The sequence below is a fragment of the Streptomyces sp. NPDC046215 genome (genome assembly GCF_040646215.1).
Classification (GTDB): Bacteria; Actinomycetota; Actinomycetes; order Streptomycetales; family Streptomycetaceae; genus Streptomyces; species Streptomyces stramineus.
The window spans coordinates 38,331-60,939 of record NZ_JBEYZW010000026.1; the positions used below are offsets into that span (position 1 = coordinate 38,331).

General features: G+C 73.3%; 20 protein-coding genes. 11 read left to right on the top strand and 9 right to left on the bottom strand.

The genetic code is table 11. The features are described 5' to 3' along the window. Positions 1-69: 69 nt before the first annotated feature. The 4 genes from ABZ951_RS14240 (at position 70) to ABZ951_RS14255 (ending at position 3,857) form a co-directional block, all read left to right on the top strand. Entirely contained in the window at positions 70-1,401 is a 1,332-nt protein-coding gene (locus ABZ951_RS14240) for an ArsA-related P-loop ATPase (protein ID WP_344091574.1), read from the top strand. A 56-nt stretch (positions 1,402-1,457) separates the two neighbouring features. Beyond that, positions 1,458-1,922 (top strand): DUF5304 domain-containing protein, encoded by a 465-nt coding sequence (locus tag ABZ951_RS14245; RefSeq protein ID WP_344091577.1) that lies wholly within the window; start codon positions 1,458-1,460, stop codon positions 1,920-1,922. A gap of 100 nt (positions 1,923-2,022) precedes the next feature. After that, positions 2,023-2,964 carry an ROK family glucokinase gene (locus ABZ951_RS14250; RefSeq protein ID WP_344091580.1) on the top strand — a complete coding sequence of 314 codons (942 nt, stop codon included), beginning with the start codon at positions 2,023-2,025 and terminating at the stop codon, positions 2,962-2,964. A gap of 128 nt (positions 2,965-3,092) precedes the next feature. Continuing rightward, positions 3,093-3,857 carry an endonuclease/exonuclease/phosphatase family protein gene (locus ABZ951_RS14255; RefSeq protein ID WP_344091583.1) on the top strand — a complete coding sequence of 255 codons (765 nt, stop codon included), beginning with the start codon at positions 3,093-3,095 and terminating at the stop codon, positions 3,855-3,857. A gap of 98 nt (positions 3,858-3,955) precedes the next feature. Here the strand turns inward: ABZ951_RS14255 and ABZ951_RS14260 are convergent, their stop codons facing one another. Together ABZ951_RS14260 and ABZ951_RS14265 are read right to left on the bottom strand one after the other, a co-directional pair. After that, complete coding sequence (locus tag ABZ951_RS14260; protein WP_344091586.1) at positions 3,956-4,582, bottom strand: hypothetical protein; 627 nt, start codon at positions 4,580-4,582, stop codon at positions 3,956-3,958. Further along, entirely contained in the window at positions 4,575-5,357 is a 783-nt protein-coding gene (locus ABZ951_RS14265; protein ID WP_344091588.1) for an alpha/beta fold hydrolase, read from the bottom strand. The genes ABZ951_RS14260 and ABZ951_RS14265 overlap by 8 nt, the downstream gene beginning before the upstream one ends. Positions 5,358-5,469: 112 nt before the next feature. Between ABZ951_RS14265 and ABZ951_RS14270 the strand changes: the two genes are divergently transcribed. From ABZ951_RS14270 to ABZ951_RS14285, 4 genes are all read left to right on the top strand, one after another. After that, positions 5,470-6,231 (top strand): lysophospholipid acyltransferase family protein, encoded by a 762-nt coding sequence (locus ABZ951_RS14270; protein WP_344091590.1) that lies wholly within the window; start codon positions 5,470-5,472, stop codon positions 6,229-6,231. Positions 6,232-6,293: 62 nt separating this feature from the next. After that, the gene (locus tag ABZ951_RS14275) at positions 6,294-7,502 is read left to right on the top strand and encodes a DUF5931 domain-containing protein (RefSeq protein ID WP_361279928.1); all 1,209 of its coding nucleotides are present in this window, start codon (positions 6,294-6,296) and stop codon (positions 7,500-7,502) included. After that, positions 7,495-8,163: a response regulator transcription factor gene (locus ABZ951_RS14280; protein ID WP_344097879.1), complete on the top strand. Its 669-nt coding sequence runs from the start codon at positions 7,495-7,497 to the stop codon at positions 8,161-8,163. The genes ABZ951_RS14275 and ABZ951_RS14280 overlap by 8 nt, the downstream gene beginning before the upstream one ends. Before the next feature lie 40 nt (positions 8,164-8,203). Continuing rightward, entirely contained in the window at positions 8,204-9,235 is a 1,032-nt protein-coding gene (locus ABZ951_RS14285; RefSeq protein ID WP_344097880.1) for a 6-phosphofructokinase, read from the top strand. 59 nt (positions 9,236-9,294) lie between these two features. On the opposite strand, the gene ABZ951_RS14290 is transcribed toward ABZ951_RS14285, so the two are convergent. Both ABZ951_RS14290 and ABZ951_RS14295 read right to left on the bottom strand, forming a co-directional pair. After that, positions 9,295-11,283, bottom strand: coding sequence for an anthranilate synthase family protein (locus ABZ951_RS14290; RefSeq protein WP_361279910.1), 1,989 nt, complete (start codon positions 11,281-11,283; stop codon positions 9,295-9,297). A gap of 100 nt (positions 11,284-11,383) precedes the next feature. Then, a complete protein-coding gene (locus ABZ951_RS14295) occupies positions 11,384-11,440 on the bottom strand; it encodes a trp operon leader peptide (RefSeq protein ID WP_361279930.1) in 57 nt (18 codons plus the stop codon). 134 nt (positions 11,441-11,574) lie between these two features. Here ABZ951_RS14295 and ABZ951_RS14300 point away from each other — a divergent pair, with 134 nt between their 5' ends. Both ABZ951_RS14300 and ABZ951_RS14305 read left to right on the top strand, forming a co-directional pair. Next, complete coding sequence (locus ABZ951_RS14300; RefSeq protein ID WP_344097882.1) at positions 11,575-12,924, top strand: class II 3-deoxy-7-phosphoheptulonate synthase; 1,350 nt, start codon at positions 11,575-11,577, stop codon at positions 12,922-12,924. Between the two features lie 119 nt (positions 12,925-13,043). Continuing rightward, positions 13,044-13,304, top strand: a complete 261-nt coding sequence (locus tag ABZ951_RS14305) for a (2Fe-2S)-binding protein (RefSeq protein WP_344097883.1) — start codon at positions 13,044-13,046, stop codon at positions 13,302-13,304. A 19-nt stretch (positions 13,305-13,323) separates the two neighbouring features. Here the strand turns inward: ABZ951_RS14305 and bfr are convergent, their stop codons facing one another. Continuing rightward, the gene (gene bfr, locus ABZ951_RS14310; protein WP_344097884.1) at positions 13,324-13,812 is read right to left on the bottom strand and encodes a bacterioferritin; all 489 of its coding nucleotides are present in this window, start codon (positions 13,810-13,812) and stop codon (positions 13,324-13,326) included. A 153-nt stretch (positions 13,813-13,965) separates the two neighbouring features. Here bfr and ABZ951_RS14315 point away from each other — a divergent pair, with 153 nt between their 5' ends. Then, positions 13,966-14,589 (top strand): sulfite oxidase-like oxidoreductase, encoded by a 624-nt coding sequence (locus ABZ951_RS14315; RefSeq protein WP_344097885.1) that lies wholly within the window; start codon positions 13,966-13,968, stop codon positions 14,587-14,589. Between the two features lie 18 nt (positions 14,590-14,607). On the opposite strand, the gene ABZ951_RS14320 is transcribed toward ABZ951_RS14315, so the two are convergent. The 4 genes from ABZ951_RS14320 to ABZ951_RS14335 form a co-directional block, all read right to left on the bottom strand. After that, positions 14,608-15,495, bottom strand: coding sequence for a deoxyribonuclease IV (locus tag ABZ951_RS14320; RefSeq protein WP_344097886.1), 888 nt, complete (start codon positions 15,493-15,495; stop codon positions 14,608-14,610). Positions 15,496-15,497: 2 nt separating this feature from the next. Further along, a complete protein-coding gene (gene pknB / locus ABZ951_RS14325) occupies positions 15,498-17,459 on the bottom strand; it encodes a Stk1 family PASTA domain-containing Ser/Thr kinase (RefSeq protein WP_361279914.1) in 1,962 nt (653 codons plus the stop codon). A gap of 246 nt (positions 17,460-17,705) precedes the next feature. Then, entirely contained in the window at positions 17,706-19,553 is a 1,848-nt protein-coding gene (locus ABZ951_RS14330) for an MFS transporter (RefSeq protein WP_344092076.1), read from the bottom strand. Between the two features lie 204 nt (positions 19,554-19,757). Beyond that, positions 19,758-22,460, bottom strand: a complete 2,703-nt coding sequence (locus ABZ951_RS14335; protein WP_344092078.1) for a serine hydrolase — start codon at positions 22,458-22,460, stop codon at positions 19,758-19,760. Between the last annotated feature and the right edge of the window lie 149 nt (positions 22,461-22,609).

Genomic DNA, 22,609 nt, shown 5'->3' on the forward strand with positions numbered 1-22,609 from the left:
GGCTCCACCGGCCGCCGGCATCACCCGACGCCCCCTCGTACCACGCACCTCATTGCCGGAGGCTTCTCCTTGCGCACGGTCCTCGTCACCGGTCCCGGCGGCGCGGGCCGCACCACCACCGCGGCCGCCACGGCGCTCGCCGCGACCCTCGCCGCTCCCCGGGCCGGGCGGCACCACCGCGTCCTGCTGCTCACCGCCGACCGCGGGCCCACCCCCGAGGCGGTGCTCGGCACCGCCCTGCCACCCCCGCCACCGGGCGGGGCCGCGGGCACCCCCTGGGGGCCGCCCGCCGAGGCCGCCGCCGGGCTGTGGGCCGCCCGCATCGCCACCGGCGAACACTTCCAGGACCGCGCCCGCGACCTCCAGGACCGCGGCGCCTCGCTCTTCGACCTGCTCGGCTCCACCCCCCTCGACGCCGAGGAGCTCACCGAACTCCCCGGCGCCGAACCCCTCGCCGTCCTCTCCGCCCTCCGGGCCGCCCACGAGAGCGCCGACTGGGACCTCCTCGTCGTCGACATGCCGCCCGCCCACGACACCGTGCGCCTGCTCGCCCTGCCCGAGCAGTTGCGCCGCTACCTCCGCCGGCTCCTGCCCGCCGAACGGCAGGCGGCCCGTGCCCTGCGCCCGATGCTCGCCCAGCTCGCCGGGGTGCCGATGCCCGCGCAGCGGCTGTACGAGACCGCCGAGCGCTGGGAGGAGGAGCTCGCCGCCGTCCAGCGCGTGATCGAGGCGCCCGGCACCACCGTCCGCCTGGTCGCCGAACCCGGCCCCCTCGCCGCCGAGGACCTGCGCGTCGCCCGCGCCGGCCTCGCCCTCCAGGGCTGCCGCGTCGACGCCCTCGTCGCCACCCGGCTGCTCCCCGACGGCGCCGACGCCTCCCCCGACCCCTGGCTGGCCGGCCTCGCCGCGGAGCAGAACGCCACGTACAAGGCGCTCCAGCAGGACTTCCTCGTCGACGGCGTCACCGTCTGCGCCCTGCCCCACCTCGGCCGCGCGCCCCGCGGCCACCGGGACCTCACCGAGCTCGTCACCCGCGCCCGCTCGACCACCATCGGCGGCCCCGCCGGGGCACCCGGCATCGCCGCGGGCCAGGGCCTGGCCGACGAGCTCGACGGCTGGACGGCCGCCGGCCACGGCCCCGAGGACGCCTGGACGGTCGAGGACCGTCTCGCCACCGACGGCGTCCTGCTCTGGCGGCTGCCCCTGCCCGGCGCCGACCGGGACACCCTCGACCTCATACGCAGGGGCGACGAACTCATCGTCGGCGCCGGGCCCTTCCGCCGCGTCCTGCCCCTGCCCTCCGCGCTGCGCCGCTGCGCCGTCTCCGGGGCGGGCCTGCGGGACGGGGCCCTGTGCGTCCGCTTCACCCCCGACCCGGCCCTCTGGCCGCGGACCCCCTGAACACCGCTCCGGCGTTCAGGTAACGTCGAAGGAAATCCCCGTCGCAGGAGTCCGCCATGAGCGATGCCACCCAGCGCCCCGCACCCGACGCGGCGGCCGATCCCGATGCCTGGGGCCAGGCGTGCGCCGAGGACCTCGCCGCCGAGCGGGCCCGCCGCCGCGAGAAGTACGGGCAGCCGCCCGGCAGCGCCGCCGAGGAGCTCCGCAAGCTCTTCGACGCCGTGAGCGAGAAGGTCTCCGCCCTCCAGCTGCCGCTCGCCGGCACCGCCGCGCAGGGCGTCGTCCAGCAGGTCGTCGCCCAGGCCAAGGCCGCCGTCGAACCGGTCATCGAGCGCAACCCCGACGTCTTCGACCACCTGGCCTCCGCCGGCTCCGAACTGCTCGCCGCCTACCGGGCGGCCGTCCAGGGCCAGGAGCAGCGCTGGACCCGGGGCGAGCCGCCCCGGCATCCCGGAGCCGGTGAGGGCCCCGGCAAGGGTGACGGGGCGACGGGCGGATCCGAGCGCATCGACCTGGACTGATCCCGGACCGATCCCCTCCGCGGGGTGAACGGCACGGGGGCACTCCCGTGCTCCGGTACGGTGGGGCGCGGCGGGGTTCGAGCGAATAACTGAGGGACACATGGGACTCACCATCGGCGTCGACATCGGCGGCACGAAGATCGCGGCCGGCGTGGTCGACGAGGACGGCAAGATCCTCGCGACCTGCAAGGTACCCACCCCGGCGACGCCCGAAGGGGTCGTCGACGCCATCGCGGACGCGGTGCGCACGGTCGGTGCCGACCACGAGATCGAAGCCGTGGGCATCGGTGCCGCCGGCTACGTGGACGACAAGCGGGCCACCGTCCTCTTCGCCCCGAACATCAACTGGCGCCACGAGGCCCTGAAGGACAAGGTCGAGCAGCGCGTCGGCCTCCCGGTCGTCGTGGAGAACGACGCCAACGCCGCCGCCTGGGGCGAGTACCGCTTCGGCGCCGGCCAGGGCCACGACGACGTCATCTGCATCACGCTGGGCACCGGCCTCGGCGGCGGCATCATCATCGGCAACAAGCTGCGCCGCGGCCGCTTCGGCGTGGCCGCCGAGTTCGGCCACATCCGCGTCGTGCCGGACGGCCTGCTGTGCGGCTGCGGCAGCCAGGGCTGCTGGGAGCAGTACGCCTCCGGCCGCGCCCTCGTCCGCTACGCCCGCCAGCGCGCCAACGCCACCCCCGAGAGCGCCGAGATCCTCCTCGGCCTCGGCGACGGCACCCCCGAGGGCATCCAGGGCAAGCACATCAGCGACGCCGCCCGCCAGGGCGACGCGGTGGCCGTCGACTCCTTCCGCGAACTGGCCCGCTGGGCCGGCGCGGGCCTGGCCGACCTCGCCTCGCTCTTCGACCCCTCGGCGTTCATCGTCGGCGGCGGCGTCTCCGACGAGGGCGACCTCGTCCTGGACCCCATCCGCAAGTCCTTCCGCCGCTGGCTGGTCGGCGGCGAGTGGCGCCCCCACGCGCAGGTCCTCGCCGCCCAGCTGGGCGGCAAGGCGGGCCTCGTGGGCGCGGCGGACCTGGCCCGACAGGGCTGACCCCCGGTGCCCCGCGGAGCCCCGCGGGGCACCGCACCGATCACGACGGCGCGCAGGGAGTCCCTCCCGGCGCGCCGTCGCGCTTCTCCCCCTTGCCCCGGCACGACGGAAAAGCACGAGGTAGCCGCATGAGTTCTGCCCCACTGCCGGACCTCCCGGCATCCCGCACCGCGGCGGACGGCTCGGCAGTCGTCCGCGTCCTCAGCTACAACATCCGCTCCATGCGGGACGACACCGAGGCCCTCGCCCGGGTGATCCGCGCCTGCGCCCCCGACGTCGTCTGCGTGCAGGAAGCCCCCCGCTTCTTCCGCTGGCGCAAGGCCGCCGCCCGCCTCGCCCGCACCTCCGGGCTCGTCTACGTCACCGGCGGCGCCACGGCCTCCGGCCCCATGATCCTGTCCTCGCTGCGCGCCACCGTCGAACACACCGACGACGTGCTGCTGCCCCGCACCCCCGGCCTGCACCAGCGGGGCTTCGCGACGGCGGTACTGCGCTTCGGCGGGGCCCGGCTCGGCGTCCTCAGCTGCCACCTGAGCATGCGGGACGGCGAGCGCTACGGGCAGGGCCGGCTGCTCCTCGACAAGCTGGCCTCGCTCGGCGTCCCGCACGCCGTCGCGGCCGGCGACCTCAACGACCGGCCCGACGGCCGCACGTTCGGCCTCCTCGCGGACGCCCTCCAGGACGGCTGGGCCACGGCGCCGTGGGGCCGCGAACACACCACGCGCCTCGGCGACCCGCTCCAGCGCATCGACGCGGTCTTCGCGACCGGGGGCGTGGAGGTGCTCGGCTGCGGTGTCCCCATGGGGCTGCCGGGCATCGAGGAGAAGGACCTGCGGGCGGCGACGGATCACCTGCCGGTGTTGGCGGCGCTGAGGGTGCCGGTCGCCGGCTAGCGTCCTGTCCGTTTCCGGCTGCGGGCCGTCGTTGCCGCCTGCGGCGGGCGCCCTGCGGGCGCGCCCTCAAACGCCGGACGGGCTGTTCTTGCCGAGCTTCAGACGACCGCGCCGCGGCCCGGGTCGTCGTCCTCCTCGTCGCTGTCCTTCATCCGCAGGACGAGCGTGGCGAAGCCGCCCAGGAAGCCGCCGACCCCCAGGGTGGTGAGCCACCACGTCAGCTCCTGGCGCAGCAGCACCATGAGGAGGAGCAGCAGCGGGCCGCCGAGCACCGCGATCCACGCGAAGCGGGCCGTCACGTCACCGGTCGGGAGCGGCGGGGGCTCCGGCGGGACGAAGTGGCCCTCTTCGGCGTCGTCGGTGCCGTCGGCGTCGTCCTCACCGGGGGCCGCGGCCGAGTCCCAGTCGCGGGGGCCGACGCCCGGGGCGTAGACGATGAAGCCGCCCACCGGCTGGTCCGGGCGGCCCGGGTCCGCCGGGGCGGGCGCCGAGGGCGACTTCGGGGCCTCGGGGGAATCAGCGGACTCGACGGGATCAGCGGGCTCGCTCCTGCCCAGCTTCCCGCCGGGGGCGGCGGTGTCGGGCACGTCACCGGAGGCGGGCCAGCGGCCGCTGTCCGGGTCGGGCTGCTCCCCGTACGCGGCGACGAGCTCCGCCCACGCGGCGTCCTCGTCCAGGGGGTCGCGGCTCTCGTCGCGGTCGCGGTCCGCGTCGTGCTCAGCCACGGGTGGCCGCCGTCCCCGCCTCGCCGACGTGCGCCGAGAGGCGGCTGATGAACGCGTGGGTCTGCTCGAAGATCAGCTCGGCGTCGTGGTCGAGGGTCGCCACGTGGTAGCTGCGCTCCAGCAGCCGCTCGGTGAGATCCCGTGAGGAGACGCGGGCCAGGATGCGCGCCGAGTCGGCGGGCGGGACGACGTGGTCCTCGGGGCTGTGCATCAGCAGCAGCGGCTGGGTGACCTCGGGCAGCTCGGCGTCGAGCTGTTGCAGGAAGCGGCGGAAGGAGTACGCCGCGTGCAGCGGCACCCGGTCGTAGCCGAGCTCCTCGGCGCCCGGCTTGGCGATGTCGCTGGCGATGCCCGCCGTCGTCGGCATCAGGTGGCGCACCACCGGCAGCGCCTTGGCGGCCAGGCCGTGCACCTTGTTGGCGGGGTTGACCAGGACGACGCCGGAGATTGCGGCACCGTGCTTGGCCGCGAGCCGCAGGGCCAGCGCGCCACCCATGGACAGCCCGCAGACGAACACCTCGGAACACCGCTCCCGCAGCTCCCGCAGGGCCCGGTCGACCTCCGCGTACCAGTCCTGCCAGCCGGTGAGCTGCATGTCCTGCCAGCGCGTGCCGTGGCCGGGCAGCAGGGGCAGCGAGACGCTGAGGCCCCGCTCCGCGAGAGACTCGGCCCAGGGCCGTACGGACTGCGGGGAACCGGTGAAGCCGTGACACACGAGGACGCCGACCTCTCCGCCGTCGTGGCGGAACGGCTCGGCTCCGGGGAGGAGCGGCACCGGAATCTCCGATCGGTGGAACGGGAAAAGGGGTCTGGCCCTCAGCGTACGCGGAGCGCCGCACGGCGGGTAGGCAGGTTAAGGTCTCCTCGTCACTACAGGAGGTTCTGGGTTGTTCTACGGCGCAATGAAGCTGTCCATCGGCGGGTCGCTGAAGCTTGCCTTCCGGCCGTGGGTGGAGGGGCTGGAGAACATCCCGGCCGACGGTCCCGCGATCCTGGCGAGCAACCACCTCTCCTTCTCGGACTCCTTCTTCCTCCCCGCGGTGCTCGATCGCAAGATCACCTTCATCGCGAAGCAGGAATACTTCACCTCCCCCGGAGTCAAGGGAAAGCTGACGGCCGCCTTCTTCAAGGGCGTCGGTCAGCTCCCGGTCGACCGTTCGGGTGGCCGCGGTGCCGGCGAGGCCGCGATCAAGAGCGGTCTGGAGGTCCTGGAGCGCGGTGAGCTGTTCGGCATCTACCCGGAGGGCACCCGTTCCCCCGACGGCCGCCTCTACCGCGGCAAGCCGGGCGGGCTGGCCCGCGTGGCCCTCCTGTCGGGAGCGCCGGTCATCCCGGTGGCCATGATCGACACCGAGAAGGTGCAGCCCCCCGGCAAGGTCCTGCCCAAGATGATCAAGCCGGGCATCCGGATCGGGAAGCCGCTGGACTTCAGCCGCTACCACGGCATGGACGGCGACCGCTTCATCCTGCGCTCGGTGACCGACGAGGTCATGTACAAGATCATGGAGCTGTCCGGCCAGGAGTACGTCGATATCTACGCGACCGCCGCCAAGCGGCAGATCGCGGACGAGGCCAAGCGCAAGGCCGAGGAGGAGAAGGCGGCCAAGGCCGCCGGACTCGACAAGGCGGGGAAGCGGCCCGAGGCGTAACCGCGCCCGGCTGGGGGGTTCGGTCGATGACACCGCGCAGCGGGAAGCCGCGCGCCGTACGGATGTCCGTGGAGCTGCCGCTGTGGCGCGCGCTGACGGGGTACCGCATCCTGACGCTGGGCTATGCCCTCGCGCTCTTCTTCCTCAACTACCACGAGTACGCCCACCCGCTCGGCGCCGCTCTCTACATGGGCGTACTCACCGCGTGGATGGCGGTGACCTGGAGCTGGGTCACCTCGCCCGAACGCTGCACCAAGCGGTTCCTCGTCGCCGACCTCTCCCTCGCCCTGGTCGGCATCCTGCTCACCGCCGCCGTCGACTCCGCCGAGCGCATCGACGGGGGCGCGGCCACCCTCCCGTCCATCTGGGCGGGCGGCGCGGTGCTGGGCTGTGCCATCAAGGGCGGCTGGCGCTGGGCGGCCGTCGGCTCCACGCTCGTGGCCGTCGCCAACCTCGCCGAGCGCGGCAGCCCCGCCCGCGACACCGTCCACAACGTGCTGCTGGTGTGGGTGTCCTCCATCGCCATCGGCTACATCGTCGAGGTGGCCCGCGCCAGTGAGCGCACCCTCGCCCGGGCCCTGCAGATCGAGGCCGCCACCCGCGAGCGCGAGCGGCTGGCCCGCGACATCCACGACGGCGTCCTCCAGGTCCTGGCCATGGTCCAGCGCCGCGGCACCGCCCTCGGCGGCGAGGCGGCCGAGCTCGGCCGGATGGCCGGCGAGCAGGAGATCGCCCTGCGCACCCTGGTCGCCGGGGGCCTGCTGCCCCCGCAGCGCTCCGCCGAGCAGCTCGCCGAGGACGCCGAGCTCGTCCGCTCCGTCCGCGCCCCGGTCCGGCCCGCCGGGCCCGCGCGGCCGCCCGCGGGCCCCTGCGACGTGGGGGCGCTGCTCGCCCCGCACGCCGGAGCCGGCGTCTCCTTCGCCGGGCCCGGCACCCCCGTCCTCCTGGAGGCGGCCGCCGCGGCGGAGCTGGCGGCCGCCGTCAGCGCGGCGTTGGACAATGTCCGCAAGCACGCCGGCGACGGCGCGCGGGCCTGGATCCTGCTGGAGGACGAGCCGGACGCCGTCGTCGTCACCGTGCGGGACGACGGCCCGGGCATTCCCGAGGGCCGGCTGGCCGACGCGGAGCGGGAGGGGCGCATGGGCGTCGCCCTGTCGATCCGCGGCCGGCTGCGGGATCTGGGCGGCAGCGCCGAGCTGCTGTCCGTGCCCGGCCAGGGCACAGAAGTCGAATTGAGAGTTCCACGGGGAGCGGGGCCGAAGGATGAGTGAGACGACCGTGAAGGTCATGGTGGTCGACGACCACCCCATGTGGCGCGACGCCGTCGCCCGCGACCTGGCCGGCGCCGGGTTCGACGTCGTGGCGACCGCGGGGGACGGGCCCCAGGCGGTACGCCGGGCGCGGGCCGCCGCCCCCGACGTCCTGGTCCTGGACCTCAACCTGCCCGGCCTGCCCGGCGTCGCCGTCTGCAAGGAAGTCGTGGGGGAGAACCCCGCGCTGCGCGTCCTGGTGCTCTCCGCCAGCGGCGAGCACGCCGACGTCCTGGAGGCCGTGAAGTCCGGCGCGACCGGGTACCTCCTGAAGTCCGCCAGCACCGAGGAGCTGGTCGACGCCGTCCGCCGCACCGCCGCCGGCGACCCCGTCTTCACCCCCGGCCTCGCCGGGCTGGTCCTCGGCGAGTACCGGCGGCTGGCCGCCGACCCCGCCCCGGCCGCCGCCGACGACCCCGGCGCGCCCCGGCTGACGGACCGTGAGACCGAGGTGCTGCGCCTCGTCGCCAAGGGCCTGTCGTACAAACAGATCGCCGAGCGGCTGGTTATTTCCCACCGGACGGTGCAGAACCATGTGCAGAACACCTTGGGCAAGCTCCAGTTGCACAACCGCGTGGAGCTCGTGCGCTACGCGATAGAGCGAGGTCTCGACGACGCCTGACCTTCCGCGGCCGGGCGTTCCCGGCTGAAGGGAGATTGTCATGCGGGTCGGAGTGCTGACCGGCGGTGGTGACTGCCCCGGGCTCAACGCAGTCATCCGCGCCGTCGTCCGCAAGGGCGTCCAGGACTACGCGTACACGTTCACCGGCTACCGCGACGGCTGGCGGGGGCTGCTCCACGGCAGGTCGGTCCCGCTGAACATCCCCGCCGTCCGCGGCATCCTGCCCCGCGGCGGCACCGTGCTCGGCTCCTCGCGCACCAACCCCTTCACGCAGGACGACGGCGTCGCCCGGATCCGGGAGACCCTCACCAAGGACGAGGTCGACGCCCTGATCGCCATCGGCGGCGAGGACACCCTCGGCGTCGCCGCCCGCCTCCACGGGGAGCACGGCATCCCCTGCGTCGGCGTCCCCAAGACCATCGACAACGACCTCTCCGCCACCGACTACACCTTCGGCTTCGACACCGCCGTCAACATCGCCACCGAGGCCATCGACCGCCTGCACACCACCGCCGAGTCCCACATGCGGGTCCTCGTCGTGGAGGTCATGGGCCGGCACGCGGGCTGGATCGCCCTGCACTCCGGGCTCGCGGGCGGCGCCAACGTCATCCTCATCCCCGAGCAGCGCTTCGACCTCGACGAGATCTGCGGCTGGGTCACCTCCCGCTTCACCTCCAGCTACGCCCCGATCGTCGTCGTCGCCGAGGGCGCCATGCCCAGGGACGGCGACCTGGTCCTCAAGGACGCCGCCGCACAGGACTCCTTCGGACACGTGCGGCTCTCCGGGGTCGGCGAGTGGCTGGCGAAGGAGATCGAACGGCGCACGGGCAAGGAGGCGCGGACCACGGTCCTCGGGCACGTGCAGCGCGGCGGCACCCCCAGCGCCTTCGACCGCTGGCTCGCCACCCGCTTCGGCCTGCACGCGATCGCCGCCGTGCGGGACGGCGACTTCGGGAAGATGGTCGCCCTGCGGGGGACGGACATCGTCCGCGTCGACCTGGGCGAGGCCACGGCGCGGCTGAAGACCGTGTCGGCGGCCCGGTACGAGGAGGCCAAGGTCTTCTTCGGCTGAGCCGGCCGGCTACCGCCGGGCGGGCCGACTTCGGCTCGCCCGGCGGGTGGGGCACCGCTTCACTCCCGTCCGGCCCGGACGCGCACCGCCGTCAGCAGCTCCGTCACGATCGCCGCCCCGCCCAGCGTCAGCACCGACTCCGGGTGGAACTGGACCCCCGCGAACCCCTCCGCGCGCAGCGCGTGCACCTCTCCGGTCGCCGGGTCGCGGGCCACCTCCACCCGGTGCGCCGCCAGCTCCGCTTCCGCGACGTCCGTACACCGTGCCGCGAAGGTGTTGTAGAAGCCCACCGTCTCCGGCCGGCCGAAGAAGTCGATCCGCCGCTGCGCCCCCTGCGACGGATCGGTCTTGCGGACGATCTCCAGGCCCAGCTCCGACGCGATCAGCTCGTGCCCCAGGCACACCCCCAGCAGCCCGTGCCGGTGCCCGCGCAGCAGCTCCGCGGTCAGGCCGCGCAGCAGCCGCATCTTCGGGTCGGCCGCGTCGGACGGGTCGCCGGGCCCGGGCCCCAGCACCACCGGGCCCTCGTGGGCCAGGGCGGCCTCCCGCAGCCCCGGCGCGTCGTAGCGCCGCACCGTGACCGCCAGGCCCGAGGTGCGCAGCAGGTGCGCCAGCATCGCGGTGAAGGTGTCCTCGCCGTCGACGACGAGCGCGTGGCCGGCCGGTGCCGCCGCCGGGGCCTGCATCCGCAGCCAGAACGGGGCCAGGTCCGCGCGCCGGGCGTCCAGCGCGGCCCGTACCGCCGGGGCGTCCGCGAGCCGGGCCGCGGGGGCGGCCGCGGCGGGCCGGCCGGGGGTCCGTACGCCCAGCGCCGTCAGCACGCCCGCCGCCTTGGCGTGCGTCTCGGCGACCTCGCCCTCGGGGGTGGAGTGCCGCACCAGGGTCGCGCCGACGGGCACCCGCAGCCGGCCGCGCCGGTCGATGTCGGCGGTGCGGATGAGGATCGGAGAGTCGAGGGTCTGCCCGCCGCCCGCGTCCCGGCCGATGAGCGCGAGCGCCCCGGCGTAGTAGCCGCGCCCACCGGGCTCGTACCGCTCGATGACGCGGCACGCGTTCTGCACGGGGGAACCGGTCACGGTCGCCGCGAACATCGTCTCCCGCAGGACGTCCCGGACGTCGAGCGAGGAGCGGCCCCGCAGCTCGTACTCGGTGTGCGCGAGGTGGGCCATCTCCTTGAGCCGCGGCCCCACGACGACCCCGCCCCGGTCGCCGACGGTGCACATCATCTTCAGCTCCTCGTCCACCACCATCGAGAGCTCCTCCACCTCCTTGCGGTCGTGGAGGAAGGCCAGCAGCCCCTCCTCGGTGGGGCCCCCGGCCGGGTAGCGATAAGTGCCGCTGATGGGGTTCATCACGACCGTGCCGCCGGACATCCGCACGTGCGCCTCCGGGCTGGCGCCGACCAGGGTCCGGCCGGGCGTGTGGACGACGTAGGTCCAGTACGCGCCCCGCTCGCCGGCCAGCAGCCGCCGGAAGAGGGCCAGGGCGTCGGCCGCCGCGCAGTCGCGGCGGTGCTCTCCCGGGGGGCGGCCGCCGGACCCCCAGCCGGGGACGGTGCCCTCGAAGGTGCGCCGGATGACGAAGTTGGCACCCTCGCCCGTCCCGATCTCGTCCTCGACGACCCGCTCGACGATCCGGGCGTAGTCCGCGTCGCTCACGTCGAACGCGCCGCCCTCGACCCGCACGGCGTGGGCCGGCAGCGCGGCCAGGACCTCGGCGAGCGGCAGCTCGTACGCCTCCTGCGGGCGCAGCACGGCCAGCGGCGTCCCGTCGTCGCGGACGTCGAAGCCGCGCTCGCGGATCTGCCGGAAGGGGATGAGGGCGAGCGCGTCGTGGACCGGGCCGCCGGCCGCGGCACCCCGGGGCAGCGGGATGTCGGTGAGGCGGGCGACCTCCTCCACGGGGCCCAGCAGCAGCTCGACCCGGTCGCCGGGGAGGCCGGGGGTGCGGCGGTGCAGGAGCGCGAAGGGCGGGCAGCCGGGTTCGGTCAGCCGGGCGAGGAGGCGGGGCGTGCGGCGCGGGGTGCGGGGCGGGGTGTCTGCGGTCATCGGGGGAGGTTCCTTCCGGTGAGGGGAGGAACGGCCCGGGAAACACCGAAGGCCGCCCCTCGGGGCGGCCTTCGCGGTGCGTCTTTTCGAGTACGCGCGATCAGTGGGCCGCCGGATGAGCGGTCCACCACCAGTTCTGGGTCGACTGTGCGTACATGCCGCGCACCTTACCGGACGCGCGGCGCGGCCGGGAGGGGTTTTTCCGGGGGCGACGGCGGGAGCGCCCTGAGGCTTGTCTCACAGTGCGGTACTGCGGATGGACCCGCTGTCGCGACACCGTAGGGTTGGAGCGTGACCGTGAATGCTGAACTCCACGCCGGTGGCAACACCTGGCGCTCCCTGCCCGCGGCGCAGCAGCCTGACTGGCCGGACCAAGAGGCTCTGCGCGATGTGATCGCGGAGCTCTCGAGTTATCCGCCCCTCGTCTTCGCCGGCGAGTGCGACCAGCTGCGCGAGCGCCTGGGAGCCGTCGCCCGTGGTGAGGCGTTCCTGCTCCAGGGCGGCGACTGCGCGGAGGCTTTCGACGCCGTCGGCGCCGACCAGATCCGCAACAAGCTCAAGACGCTCCTGCAGATGGGCGCCGTGCTGACCTACGCGGGCTCCGTGCCCGTCGTGAAGGTGGGCCGCATCGCCGGCCAGTACAGCAAGCCGCGCTCGAAGCCGACCGAGACCCGCGACGGCGTGACCCTGCCGACCTACCGCGGCGACTCCGTCAACGGCTTCGCCTTCACGCCCGAGGCCCGCACCCCGGACCCCGAGCGCCTGAAGCGGATGTACCACCACTCGGCCGCCACCTTGAACCTCGTCCGCGCCTTCACCACCGGTGGCTACGCGGATCTGCGCCAGGTGCACGCCTGGAACCAGGACTTCGTGAAGTCCTCCCCGTCCGGCCAGCGCTACGAGGCCGTCGCCCGCGAGATCGACCGGGCGATGAACTTCATGAACGCCTGCGGGGTGGAGCCGGACGAGTTCAAGACCGTCGAGTTCTACGCCTCCCACGAGGCGCTCGTCCTGGACTACGAGTCCGCCCTGACCCGGGTCGACTCGCGGACCGGTGACCTCTACGACGTCTCGGGCCACATGGTCTGGATCGGCGAGCGGACCCGGCAGCTCGACGGCGCGCACATCGAGTTCGCGTCGAAGATCCGTAACCCGATCGGGGTGAAGCTCGGCCCGACGACCACGCCCGAGGACGCGCTGACCCTGATCGAGCGGCTCGACCCGGAGCGCGAGCCGGGCCGGCTGACCTTCATCACCCGCATGGGCGCCGACAAGATCCGCGACCGGCTCCCGGCGCTGGTCGAGAAGGTCACGGCGTCCGGTGCGCAGGTCGTGTGGATCTGCGACCCGATGCACGGCAACACCTTCGAGGCGGCCTCGGGCCACAAGACCCGCCGCTTCGACGACGTGCTGGACGAGGTCAAGGGCTTCTTCGAGGTCCACAAGAGCCTCGGCACCCACCCGGGCGGCATCCACGTCGAGCTGACCGGTGACGACGTCACCGAGTGCGTGGGCGGCGGCGACGAGATCTTCGTCGACGACCTGCACCAGCGCTACGAGACGGCCTGCGACCCGCGGCTCAACCGCAGCCAGTCGCTGGACCTGGCGTTCCTCGTCGCGGAGATGTACCGCGACCAGTAGGAACCCGGCGGGAGACGGCGATGGGGCGCGGATCGAGTGATCCGCGCCCCACTGCGTTGTTAATCCCCGACCGGGCCGGGTAAGGTAAGGGTAACCTTATTGATCAACCCGGTGAGGCGGTGAACCGCGTGTACGTCTGCTCGTGCTTCGGCATCACGGAGCAGCAGGTGCGCGAGCACGCGGACAACGGGGCGTGCACCCCCCGGCAGATCGCCTCCGCCAGCAAGGCCGGCACCGACTGCGGCAGCTGCGTGCGCCGCATCCAGTCCCTGCTCGGCCGGGGCGCGTGTCCGCGCCGCGAGCTGGCCGACCAGGGGGATTCCGGCGTGCTGAGCGCCGAGGTGCCGCAGCCGCAAGCCGCGCAGGCGCAGGCGGCCTGACCCTTCGGGGCGTCGCCGGTCAGTCGGCCCCGCCGTTCGACTGCTCGATGAACTGGGCCAGGTACAGCGGCTCGCCGAGCTTCTCGATCAGGTCCAGCTGGGTGTCGAGGTAGTCGATGTGATTCTCCTCGTCCTCCAGGATGGCCTCGAAGATGTTGGCCGAGGTGATGTCCCCCTTGGCGCGCATGACCTCCACCCCGCGCTTGAGGCGGTCGATGGCCTCGACCTCCACCTGCCGGTCGGCCTGGAACATCTCGATGATCGTCTGGCCGACGCGCACATGGAAGAGGCGCTGGTAGTTCGGCAGCCCTTCCAGGAACAGGATCCGGTCGGTGAGCACCTCCGCGTGCTTCATCTCGTCGAACGACTCGGCTCGGGTGTGCGCGGCGATCTTCGACCAGCCCAGGTGTTCCTGCATTTTCGCGTGCAGGAAGTACTGATTGATGGCAGTGAGCTCGGCCGTCAGCTGTTCGTTGAGAAATTCGATGACCTCGGGGTCGCCCTGCATCGCAGAGGCTCCTTCCAGGAGGATGACTGGCAGGTTGCGCGCATCCTCGCACCGCCCTTCGAAACCGTCCAGTAAGTGCACACTTAGTGGGAGTTGCCCCGATAGCGGAACCCCTGGTCATCAGCAGGGTCAAAGGTCTGACACCATGGAGCCATGGGTCAGTCGGAAAGCCGCAAAGGGGAGCATCTTCAGCTGCCCCCGGGGCAGCGCCTCCAGCGCGGATGGCCGGTGACGCACTACGGGCCGGTGCCGAGGTTCAAGCCCGACCGCTGGGAGTTCCGGGTCTTCGGATCCACCGCGGACGGTGACAAACACTGCTGGACGCACGACGAATTCTCCGCCCTTCCGTATACGACGGTGGTGGCGGATCTCCACTGCGTCACGAAGTACAGCATGCTCGACGCCGAATGGGGTGGAGTTTCGGCCCGGACGGTCCTGGAACTCGCGCCGCCCGCGCCCGAGGTCACCCATGTGATGGTGTGGGCCGAATACGGCTTCAGCTCCAATCTGCGGCTCGCGGACTTCACCGCCGAGAAGACCATGTTCGCTACGCACAAGGACGGCGAACCCCTCACCGCCGAGCACGGCTTTCCGGTACGTCTGGTCGTCCCGCACCTGTACGCCTGGAAGGGTCCCAAGTGGGTGCGCGGCGTGGAGTACATGACCGCCGACCGCCGTGGCTTCTGGGAGGAGCGCGGCTACCACAACGTAGGCGACCCCTGGCGGGAGCAGCGCTACACGTACCAGGAGCAGCCGGGCGAGGGCCCGGAGATCTAGCCCGCGGGCCGGGCCGGCTCAGCCCGCCCAGCCGTCCCGCAGCTCCTTCAGCCGCGCCACGTCCGCCGCGTGTCCCGCCGGCCCGCCCGGCGTCTCGATCGTCAGCGGCACGCCCGCGGTCGCCGGGTGGGTGAACAGCTCCGCGAACGGGTCGGCACCGATATGGCCGGAACCGATGTTCTCGTGCCGGTCCCGGTGGGCGCCGGACGCCTCCTTGGAATCATTGGCGTGGATGAGCTTCAGCCGTCCCTCGCCCACCACGGAGACCAGCTCGTCGAGCGTCCGCTTCATCCCGCCCGGCTCGGCGAGGTCGTGCCCCGCCGCGAAGACGTGGCAGGTGTCCAGGCAGACCCCGAGCCGCGGGTGGTGCTCCAGCGCCTCGAAGTACGGGCCCAGATCCTCCACCAGAGAGCACAGTGAGGACCCCTGCCCGGCCGTCGGCTCCAGCAGCAGCCAGGGGTCGTCGTCGTGCGTCAGCTCGTCCAGCAGCGGCAGCAGCCGCTCGTGGACCTGCTCCAGGGCATCTCGGCGGGGCCTGCCGCCCGTCGCCGAACCGGTGTGGACGACGACGCCGCGCGCGCCGATCGCCCGGCCCCGGCGCAGCGAGTGCCGCAGCGACTCCCCGGACAGCTCGACCGTCGCGGGGGTGTGCGAGCCGAAATTGATCAGATAGGGGGCGTGGACCCAGACCGGCAGCGACTCCCGCGCGCAGGCGTCCCGGAACTCCTCGTCCTGCCGGGGGTTGCCGGCCGGGGTCGCCCAGCCGCGCGGGTTGGCGACGAACACCTGCACCGTCTCGGCGCCCATCTCCCGGGCGTACGGCAGACCGACCTTGGCCAGGCCGCCGGCGACGGGGACGTGGCCGCCGACGGGGTTGCGCAGCCGGGCGGGGGCGGTGCTGTCCATGGCTACAGGCCGCCCTTGAGCTTGACGGTGATGGTGTCGCCCTTGGGCGCCTTCTCGCCGCCCTTGACGGACTGGCTGTCGACGGAGTCGCGGGGGAAGAAGAACGGCTTGTCGACCTTGACCTGGAACCCTGCGCCGGTGAGCGCCTGCCTGGCCTCGGCCTCGCTCTTGCCGGTGACGTCCGGGACCGTGACCATCTCCTTGCCCTTGGAGACCGTCAGGGTGACGGTGTCGCCCTTGGCCGCCTTGTCGCCCTTGCCGGGGGACTGCCCGGCCACCGAGCCCTTGGGCTTGTCGGAGTGCACCTGGGTGTCCGAGACCTCGACCGTGAACCCCCGGCCCTCCAGGGCGGAGGTGGCGTCCGCGACGGACAGCCCGCTGACGTCCGGCACGTCCAGGGCCTCGCCCTTGCTCACCGTCAGTGCCACGGGGGAGTCCGGCCGGCGCTCCGCGCCCGGCTTGGGATCGGTGGCCAGCACCGAGCCCTGCGCGGTCTCGCCGCTGAACTGCTTGCCGACCTCGCCGACCGTCAGGCCCGCGCTCTCGATCTTCCGCTTCGCCTCGTCGAACGGCATGCCCACGACATTGGGTACCTCGGCCTTCGCCGGGCCGCGCGAGACGGTGATCGTCACCTTGCCGGTCTTGCGGATGCGCTCGCCGGTGGCCGGGTCGGTCGCCGTGACGCGGCCCCGCTCGACGGTGTCGCTGAAGTCCTGCTTCACCTTCACGCCGAGCCCCGCCTTGTCGAGCTCCTGCTCCGCCTTGGCCTGCGGCATGTCCAGCACGGCCGGGACGCTGGTGAACTGGCCGGAGTTGATGTACCAGACACCGCCGCCCACCAGCACCACCACGAGGGCGACCAGCGCCGCGAGCAGTCCGAGGCGCGGCCGGGGCCGCCGGGGCGCCCCGGGCGGCGGGCCGGGCGGGGCCGGGGGCGCGGGCGGGTGGTCCAGGCGCGTGGTGCGGTTGAGCGGGTCGTCCGCGGCGGGCAGCGGCCGCGGGGCGGTCCGGGGGATCACGCTCGTGCGGTCCTCGGAACCGGCGGCACCGGCCGCGCCGTCGGGGCCGCCGCTCCCGGGCGGGGTCGCCCGCGGGGGCGTCGCGTCCAGCTGCTCGTCGGTCAGGGCCTCGCGCGCCGTACGGACCCGGCCCAGCAGGCCCACCGCGTCGGCGGGGCGCAGCCGGGGGTCGCGGGCGGTGGCGCCGGCGACGAGGGCGTCCAGCTCGGGAGCCAGCCCCGGGACGGCCGCCGACGGCGGCGGTACGTCCTCGTGGAGGTGCTGGTAGATGACCTGGGCGGGGGTGCTGCCGGTGTGCGGCTTGGCGCCGGTGAGCATCTCGTAGAGGACGACACCGCAGGCGTAGACGTCCACCCGGGCGTCGGCGGTGCCGTGCTCCAGCTGCTCGGGGGCCAGGTAGGACACCGTGCCCAGCACGGACCCGGTGGAGGCCGTGGTGTCGGTGTCCACCGTCCGCACGAGACCGAAGTCGGCGACCTTCACCCGGCCGTCGTCGCCGATCAGCACGTTCTCCGGCTTCATGTCGCGGTGCACCAGGCCCGCGAGGTGGGCCGCGCCGAGCGCGGCCAGCACGGGCTCGGCGATGTCGAGCGCGGCGCGCGGCTGGAGCGCCCCGCGCTCGCGCAGCACGTCGCGCAGGGTGCACCCGGCCACGTACTCCATGGCCAGATAGACGTAGGTGCCGTCGGTGCCCTGGTCGAAGACGCCCACCACGTTGGGGTGGTCGAGGCGGGCCACGGACTTGGCCTCGCGGATGAAGCGCTCCACGAACGCCGCGTCGGCGGCGAGCGAGGGGTGCATCACCTTCAGCGCGAGCACCCGGTCCAGGCGGGTGTCGAGGGCGCGGTAGACCGTGGCCATCCCGCCGACGGCGACGCGCGCCTCGACTCGGTAGCGGCCGTCGAGCACGTGCCCGACGAGCGGGTCTCCCAGGGTCGTATCCACGGCACCTGAGTCTACGAGGCCCGCGACACGATCCGGCCAGGCCGGGGGGCTCCGCCGGAACCGGCGGGAAAATCGGGTCGGCTGTGCGGTTGCCGCCTGCGGCGGAGGGCGGCCTGCGCGGCGGTGTCCTCAAGCTCCCCCAGCTACCGCTGGGGGTACCCCCAGGAGGTGCCCCCGGACGGGCTGGTAGTGGCTGAGCTCAGCCACTACCAGCCCGTCCGGGGCCCCACAACGGCCGCAAAGGCCCTAACGGAGCAGTTCCTCCGGGCAGCCCGTGCCCCGCGGCAGCTTGTAGGGGGCCGCGATGCGGTAGGTGCCGGCGTGCGGGGCGTGCAGCATCGTCCAGTCGTCCTCCGGCTGGCCCCCGCGCGCCTTCTGGACCTGCTTGGACAGGCAGCCGTTGACGTTCACCGGCGGCTCGCCGCGCGGGCCCACCTTGGGCGCCTCGACGGCCTTGCCCTTCTCGTCGACCACGCTCAGCCACGGCGAGTACGGGATGCGGATCAGGACCGGGCCCGCGGACTTCACCGTGATCGTCAGCTCGTTGGCCAGGGCCCGCTCGACGCTCGCCGGCGGGTCGGCCAGCGGCGTCGGGGCGTCGACCTCGTAGAGCCGCCAGTTGTCGTCGGACCACACCTCGCGCAGGTACGGCTGACCCTTGGAGACCAGCTTGGCCTCCTCCTTGGCCGCGTTGTCGGGCTCGCCGGTGGGCAGCACCACGTAGTGCACCGCCCAGCGGTCGAGCCAGGCCCGGTAGCTGGAGGGGGTGAGCATGCCCGGCTCGTAGAAGAGGGGGTTGCGCTTGAGGTCGGCCTGGCGGTTCCAGCCCCGGGCGAGGTTGACGTACGGGGCGAGGGCGGACGCCTCGCGGTGACTGCGCGCCGGGACGACCTCGACCCGGCCGCGTTCGGCACCCACCCGCTCGAGCCGGTCGACGAGCGGGGCCAGCTCCCGCGCCCAGGACGCGGCGGGGGTCGTGTGGATGATGTCGCTGATGGTGGTGACCGCCTGCCAGGTGGTGATGGTCACCAGGGCGAGGACCGTCACGGTCCACTTCCGGGCGGAGCGCAGCAGCTCGGCGCGGGGCGGGAGCTTGCCCTCGGCCAGGACGGCGACGAGCACCACGCCACCGAAGATCATGCCCAGCCGGGAGATGTTCGTCCCGATCTGCGAGGGGATCAGCCAGACCAGCAGCACGCCCAGGGTGTACAGGCCCGACGCCATCCGGACCGTGCGCCACTCCTTGGGGGCGAAGACCACCCCGAAGACGCCGCTCAGCAGGGGCAGGACCGCCGAGCCGAAGCCCATCGGCTGGGTGCCGGAGAAGGGGAACAGCCAGGCCGACAGCGCGACCACGACGGCCGGGGCCAGCCCCAGCGCGTACGCCGCGGGCCGCCGCTTGCCCAGCCACAGCGCGGCGGCGACGATGCCCACGTACAGGCCGGCGACGGGGCTCGACGCCGTCGCCAGCGCGGCCGCCACGGCGGCCAGGAGGGCCCGGCCCCAGCGGTACCGGCCCTCGGAGCGCCACCGCGCCGGCCAGGCGAAGATCAGGGCCAAGGCCGCCAGCCCGAACATCGTGCCGAGCCCGAACGTCACCCGGCCCGAGATCGCGTTGCAGGTCAGCGCGAGGGTGCCGTACAGAGCGGGCCACAGCGGGCGCCGCAGCACGCGGCTGCGGACGAGCAGCAGGGCGAGCAGCCCGGCCGACGCCGTACCGGCGATCATCATCGTCGTCCGGACGCCGAGCTGCGCCATCAGGTACGGCGAGATCACGCTGTAGGAGACGGGGTGCATCCCCCCGTACCAGGAGAGGTTGTACGCCGACTCGGGGTGCTGGAGGGCGAACTCCGCCCAGCCGTCCTGGGCCGCGAGGTCCCCGCCGCTGTTGGCGAAGACGAAGACCCACAGGACGTGCAGCGCCGCGGCCACGAGCAGCGTCGTCAGGACGGGCCTGCGGGCGAGGGTGCGGCGGACGCGCACCAGGCGCCCGCGCAGGCCCGCCGGCTCCGGCGTCCCTATGGAAGTGGGGGCTTCGCCCTGTTTGCCCGGCTCTTCCGGTTTCCCGGCCCGCGCCGGCCCCACGGTGGTCACTGCGGCTCTCCCCGTCTTCCCCCGAGGTCCTCCCCCGGATGGCATCCGTCCCGGTTTCCGCTGTCGGCGGCACAGTGGGCCGGACGCGCCCAGGCTCTCGCGACGCTAGCACGCCCCGTGAGGGCCCCCGGAACGACGGACGGCCCCCGGCCCGTACGGGGTGCGTACGGGCCGGGGGCCGCTTCCCGCGGCACCGCCTGCGGGTCAGCCGAGGCGGGTCAGCTTCGACCCGAACGACGGCTCCGTCAGCTCCTTCTTCAGCGCCACCGGGACCTTCATCGCACCGGTGCCGCTGCCCACGGTCAGCTCGCCGACCTCGGTCCCGGCCTTCGCGGTGTGCGGCACGGGCTTGCCGCCCTTGCCGATCGTGAGCTTCGCCTTCATGCCGGGCCAGCCCGCGCCGGTCAGGTCCCGGGTGGCGACGACCGGCGTCCGGCCGCCCAGGCCGTCCTCGACGTACCCGACGACCTCGCCCTTCTTGACGATCGTCGCGGCGGTCATGGCGTCCTGCACCGCCTTGATCATCTTGTAGCTGACGGTCTTCACCATCAGCAGGCTGTTCTCGGCGTTGGGGTCGAGGCCCTTGAAGTGCTGGTCCATCGTGACGCCGAGGATCTGCTGCTCCTTACCGCCGATCGTCCGCTTCGCGGCCCACATCAGCGCACCGCCGGCCGGGGTGGACGAACCGGTCTTGATGCCCAGCACGCCCGGCTTGAGCAGCAGGGTGTCGTTGTTGTTGTTGAGCCGCCCGTGCCCGGGGACGTCCGAGTTGGGCTTGGCGACGATGTCGCGGATGACCTCGTTCTTCATGACCGCCTCGGCCAGCTTGAGCTGGTCGACGGCCGTGCTCTTGGTCGTGTCCTTGAAGCCACTGGGGTCGGTGTACGTCGTCTTGGACATCCCCAGGTCCTTGGCGGCGGCGTTCATCTTGGCGACGAACGCCTCCTCGTCACCGCCCGCGTCCCAGCGGGCGAGCAGCCGTGCCGCGTTGTTCCCGGAGGGGATCAGCAGCATCTGGAGCAGGTTGTACTCCGAGAACTTCTGCCCCTTCTTCAGGTCCACCCGCGACTCGTCCGCGGACGCGGCCTCCTGCTCGGCCTTGTCGTCGACCTCGATGTCCGGCCCCTGCTCGCCCTTCTTGAGCGGGTGGTCCTTGAGGATCACGTAGGCCGTCATCACCTTGGCGACGCTCGCGGTCGGCACCGGCTTCTCCTCGCCGAACGTCCCGAGGCTGCCCACGCCGGCGACCATCGCCGCGGCCTGGCCGTGGTCGGGCCACGGCATGGAGAACGCGTCGCCGCCGAAGGCGTACGTGCCCTTCCCGGAGGCGAGCGCCAGCTTGGTGTCCGGCAGCGGACGGAACGCCTGCACGACACAGAAGATGATCGCCAGCAGGACCACCAGCGGCGTCCAGATCTTCACCCGGCGCACGGCGTTGCGCACCGGGGTCTCCGGCGGCGGCGGGGTGTTCGTCAGCTGGGCGAGCAGGTCCAGCGGCGCGGCGGGCTGCGGGGGGACCGAGCCCTCGCCGGGCTTCGCGGGCTGCTCCGGGGGCTTCGGCACGGCCGAGGGCGGCGCCACGCTCACCGGTATGGCGGGCTTGGCGGCCTGCCCGGCGGACCCCGCCGCCGCGGGGGCTTCGGCCTTGGCCGGGGTCGACTTCGCGGGGGTGGCCTTGGCCGGAGCGGTCTTGGCCGGGGCCGCCTTGGCGGGAGCCTTCTTCGCGGGGCCCGTCTTCGCGGCGTCGTCGAGCGACTTCAGCGGGACGAACTGGCTCGTCCGCTCCGAGTCCGACTCCGCGGCGCTCTTCTTCGCCCGGGACGCCTCGGCCTCGGAGGACTTGGTCTCAGAGGACTTGGCCTCGGGGGCCTTGACCTCAGGGGCCTTGAGCAGCTCGGTCGGCTGATCGACGGAGGCGGCGGGGGCGTCGCTCTTCGGCCGCACGGCGCCGAAGACGGCGGTGGGCTGGTCCGCGGGGGCCTTCGGGGCGTCGTCGCCCTTGGCCGCCCCGGCCGCCTTGCCGTTCTTGACGCCGTTGGCGCCCTTGGCGTCCTTACCGTTCTTCGCGCCGGTCTCCGCGGTCTCCGCCTTGGGGCGCAGCGCGCCGAAGACTGCGGTGGGCTGGTCGGCGGGCGCCTTGGGGGCGTCGTCGCCCTTGTCGCTCTTGTCGGCACCTTCCGCCTTGGGGCGCAGGGCCCCGAAGACGGCGGTCGGCTGATCGGCGGGTGCCTTCGGGGAGGTCTCGCCGGCCGAGGCATCCTCCTTCTCGGCCTTCGGGCTCACGGCTTTGAGCACCGCGGTCGCCCGGTCGACGGGCGGCTTCGCGGCGGCCTCACCGTCGTCGGCCTTCTCGGCTTTCTCAGCCTTCTCGGGCTTCTCGGCCTTCCCGGCTTCCTCGGCCTTCTCCGGTCCGGCGGCCTTCTCCGCTCCGCTTCGCGCTCCGGCGCCCTCAGCGGTGTCCTCACCGTCTTCGGCACCGGCCACCCAGGCCGCCACAGCGGCCTTCAGACGGGCGTTCCCACCAGGGGGAACGGGCGCGTCGGCGGCCTTGTCGGCGCCTTCGGCGGGCGCGGCGGATTTTCCGGACTGCCCGGTCGGCTTTGCATGCGCATCGGCCCGGTCGGCCTTTTCCGCGGCCTGCTCGCCCGTCGCTTTCGAGGAGGCGCCCGCCGTCGCACCCGCCTTCGGGCCGGTCTTCGGGCCGGTCTTCAGATCCGCCTCGGGGGTCGCGTCCTCACCGGACGCGGAATCCCGGGTCTCCGCCGCGGCCGACGGCCGCTTCGCGGCCGCCTTTCCGGACGTTTTTTCCGATTCCCGGAAAATTCCGAGTCGCGGGTCGCGTTCGCCGCCAGTCGTCTCCCCCGACGACTTCCGCTGCTCCGACTTGTCGGGGGACTCGCCCGCCACCGATGCCTCCTCGAATTCCCAACGCCATACGCCACCACGGGGTGCCAGCGCCCCCGCGGCCCGAACCTTCACAACGCTTACCAGTGTCCTGTGTCGCTGCCGCGCCACCGCGCAACCGCACCGTCACCGGGGTTCGACTGGCCTCACCC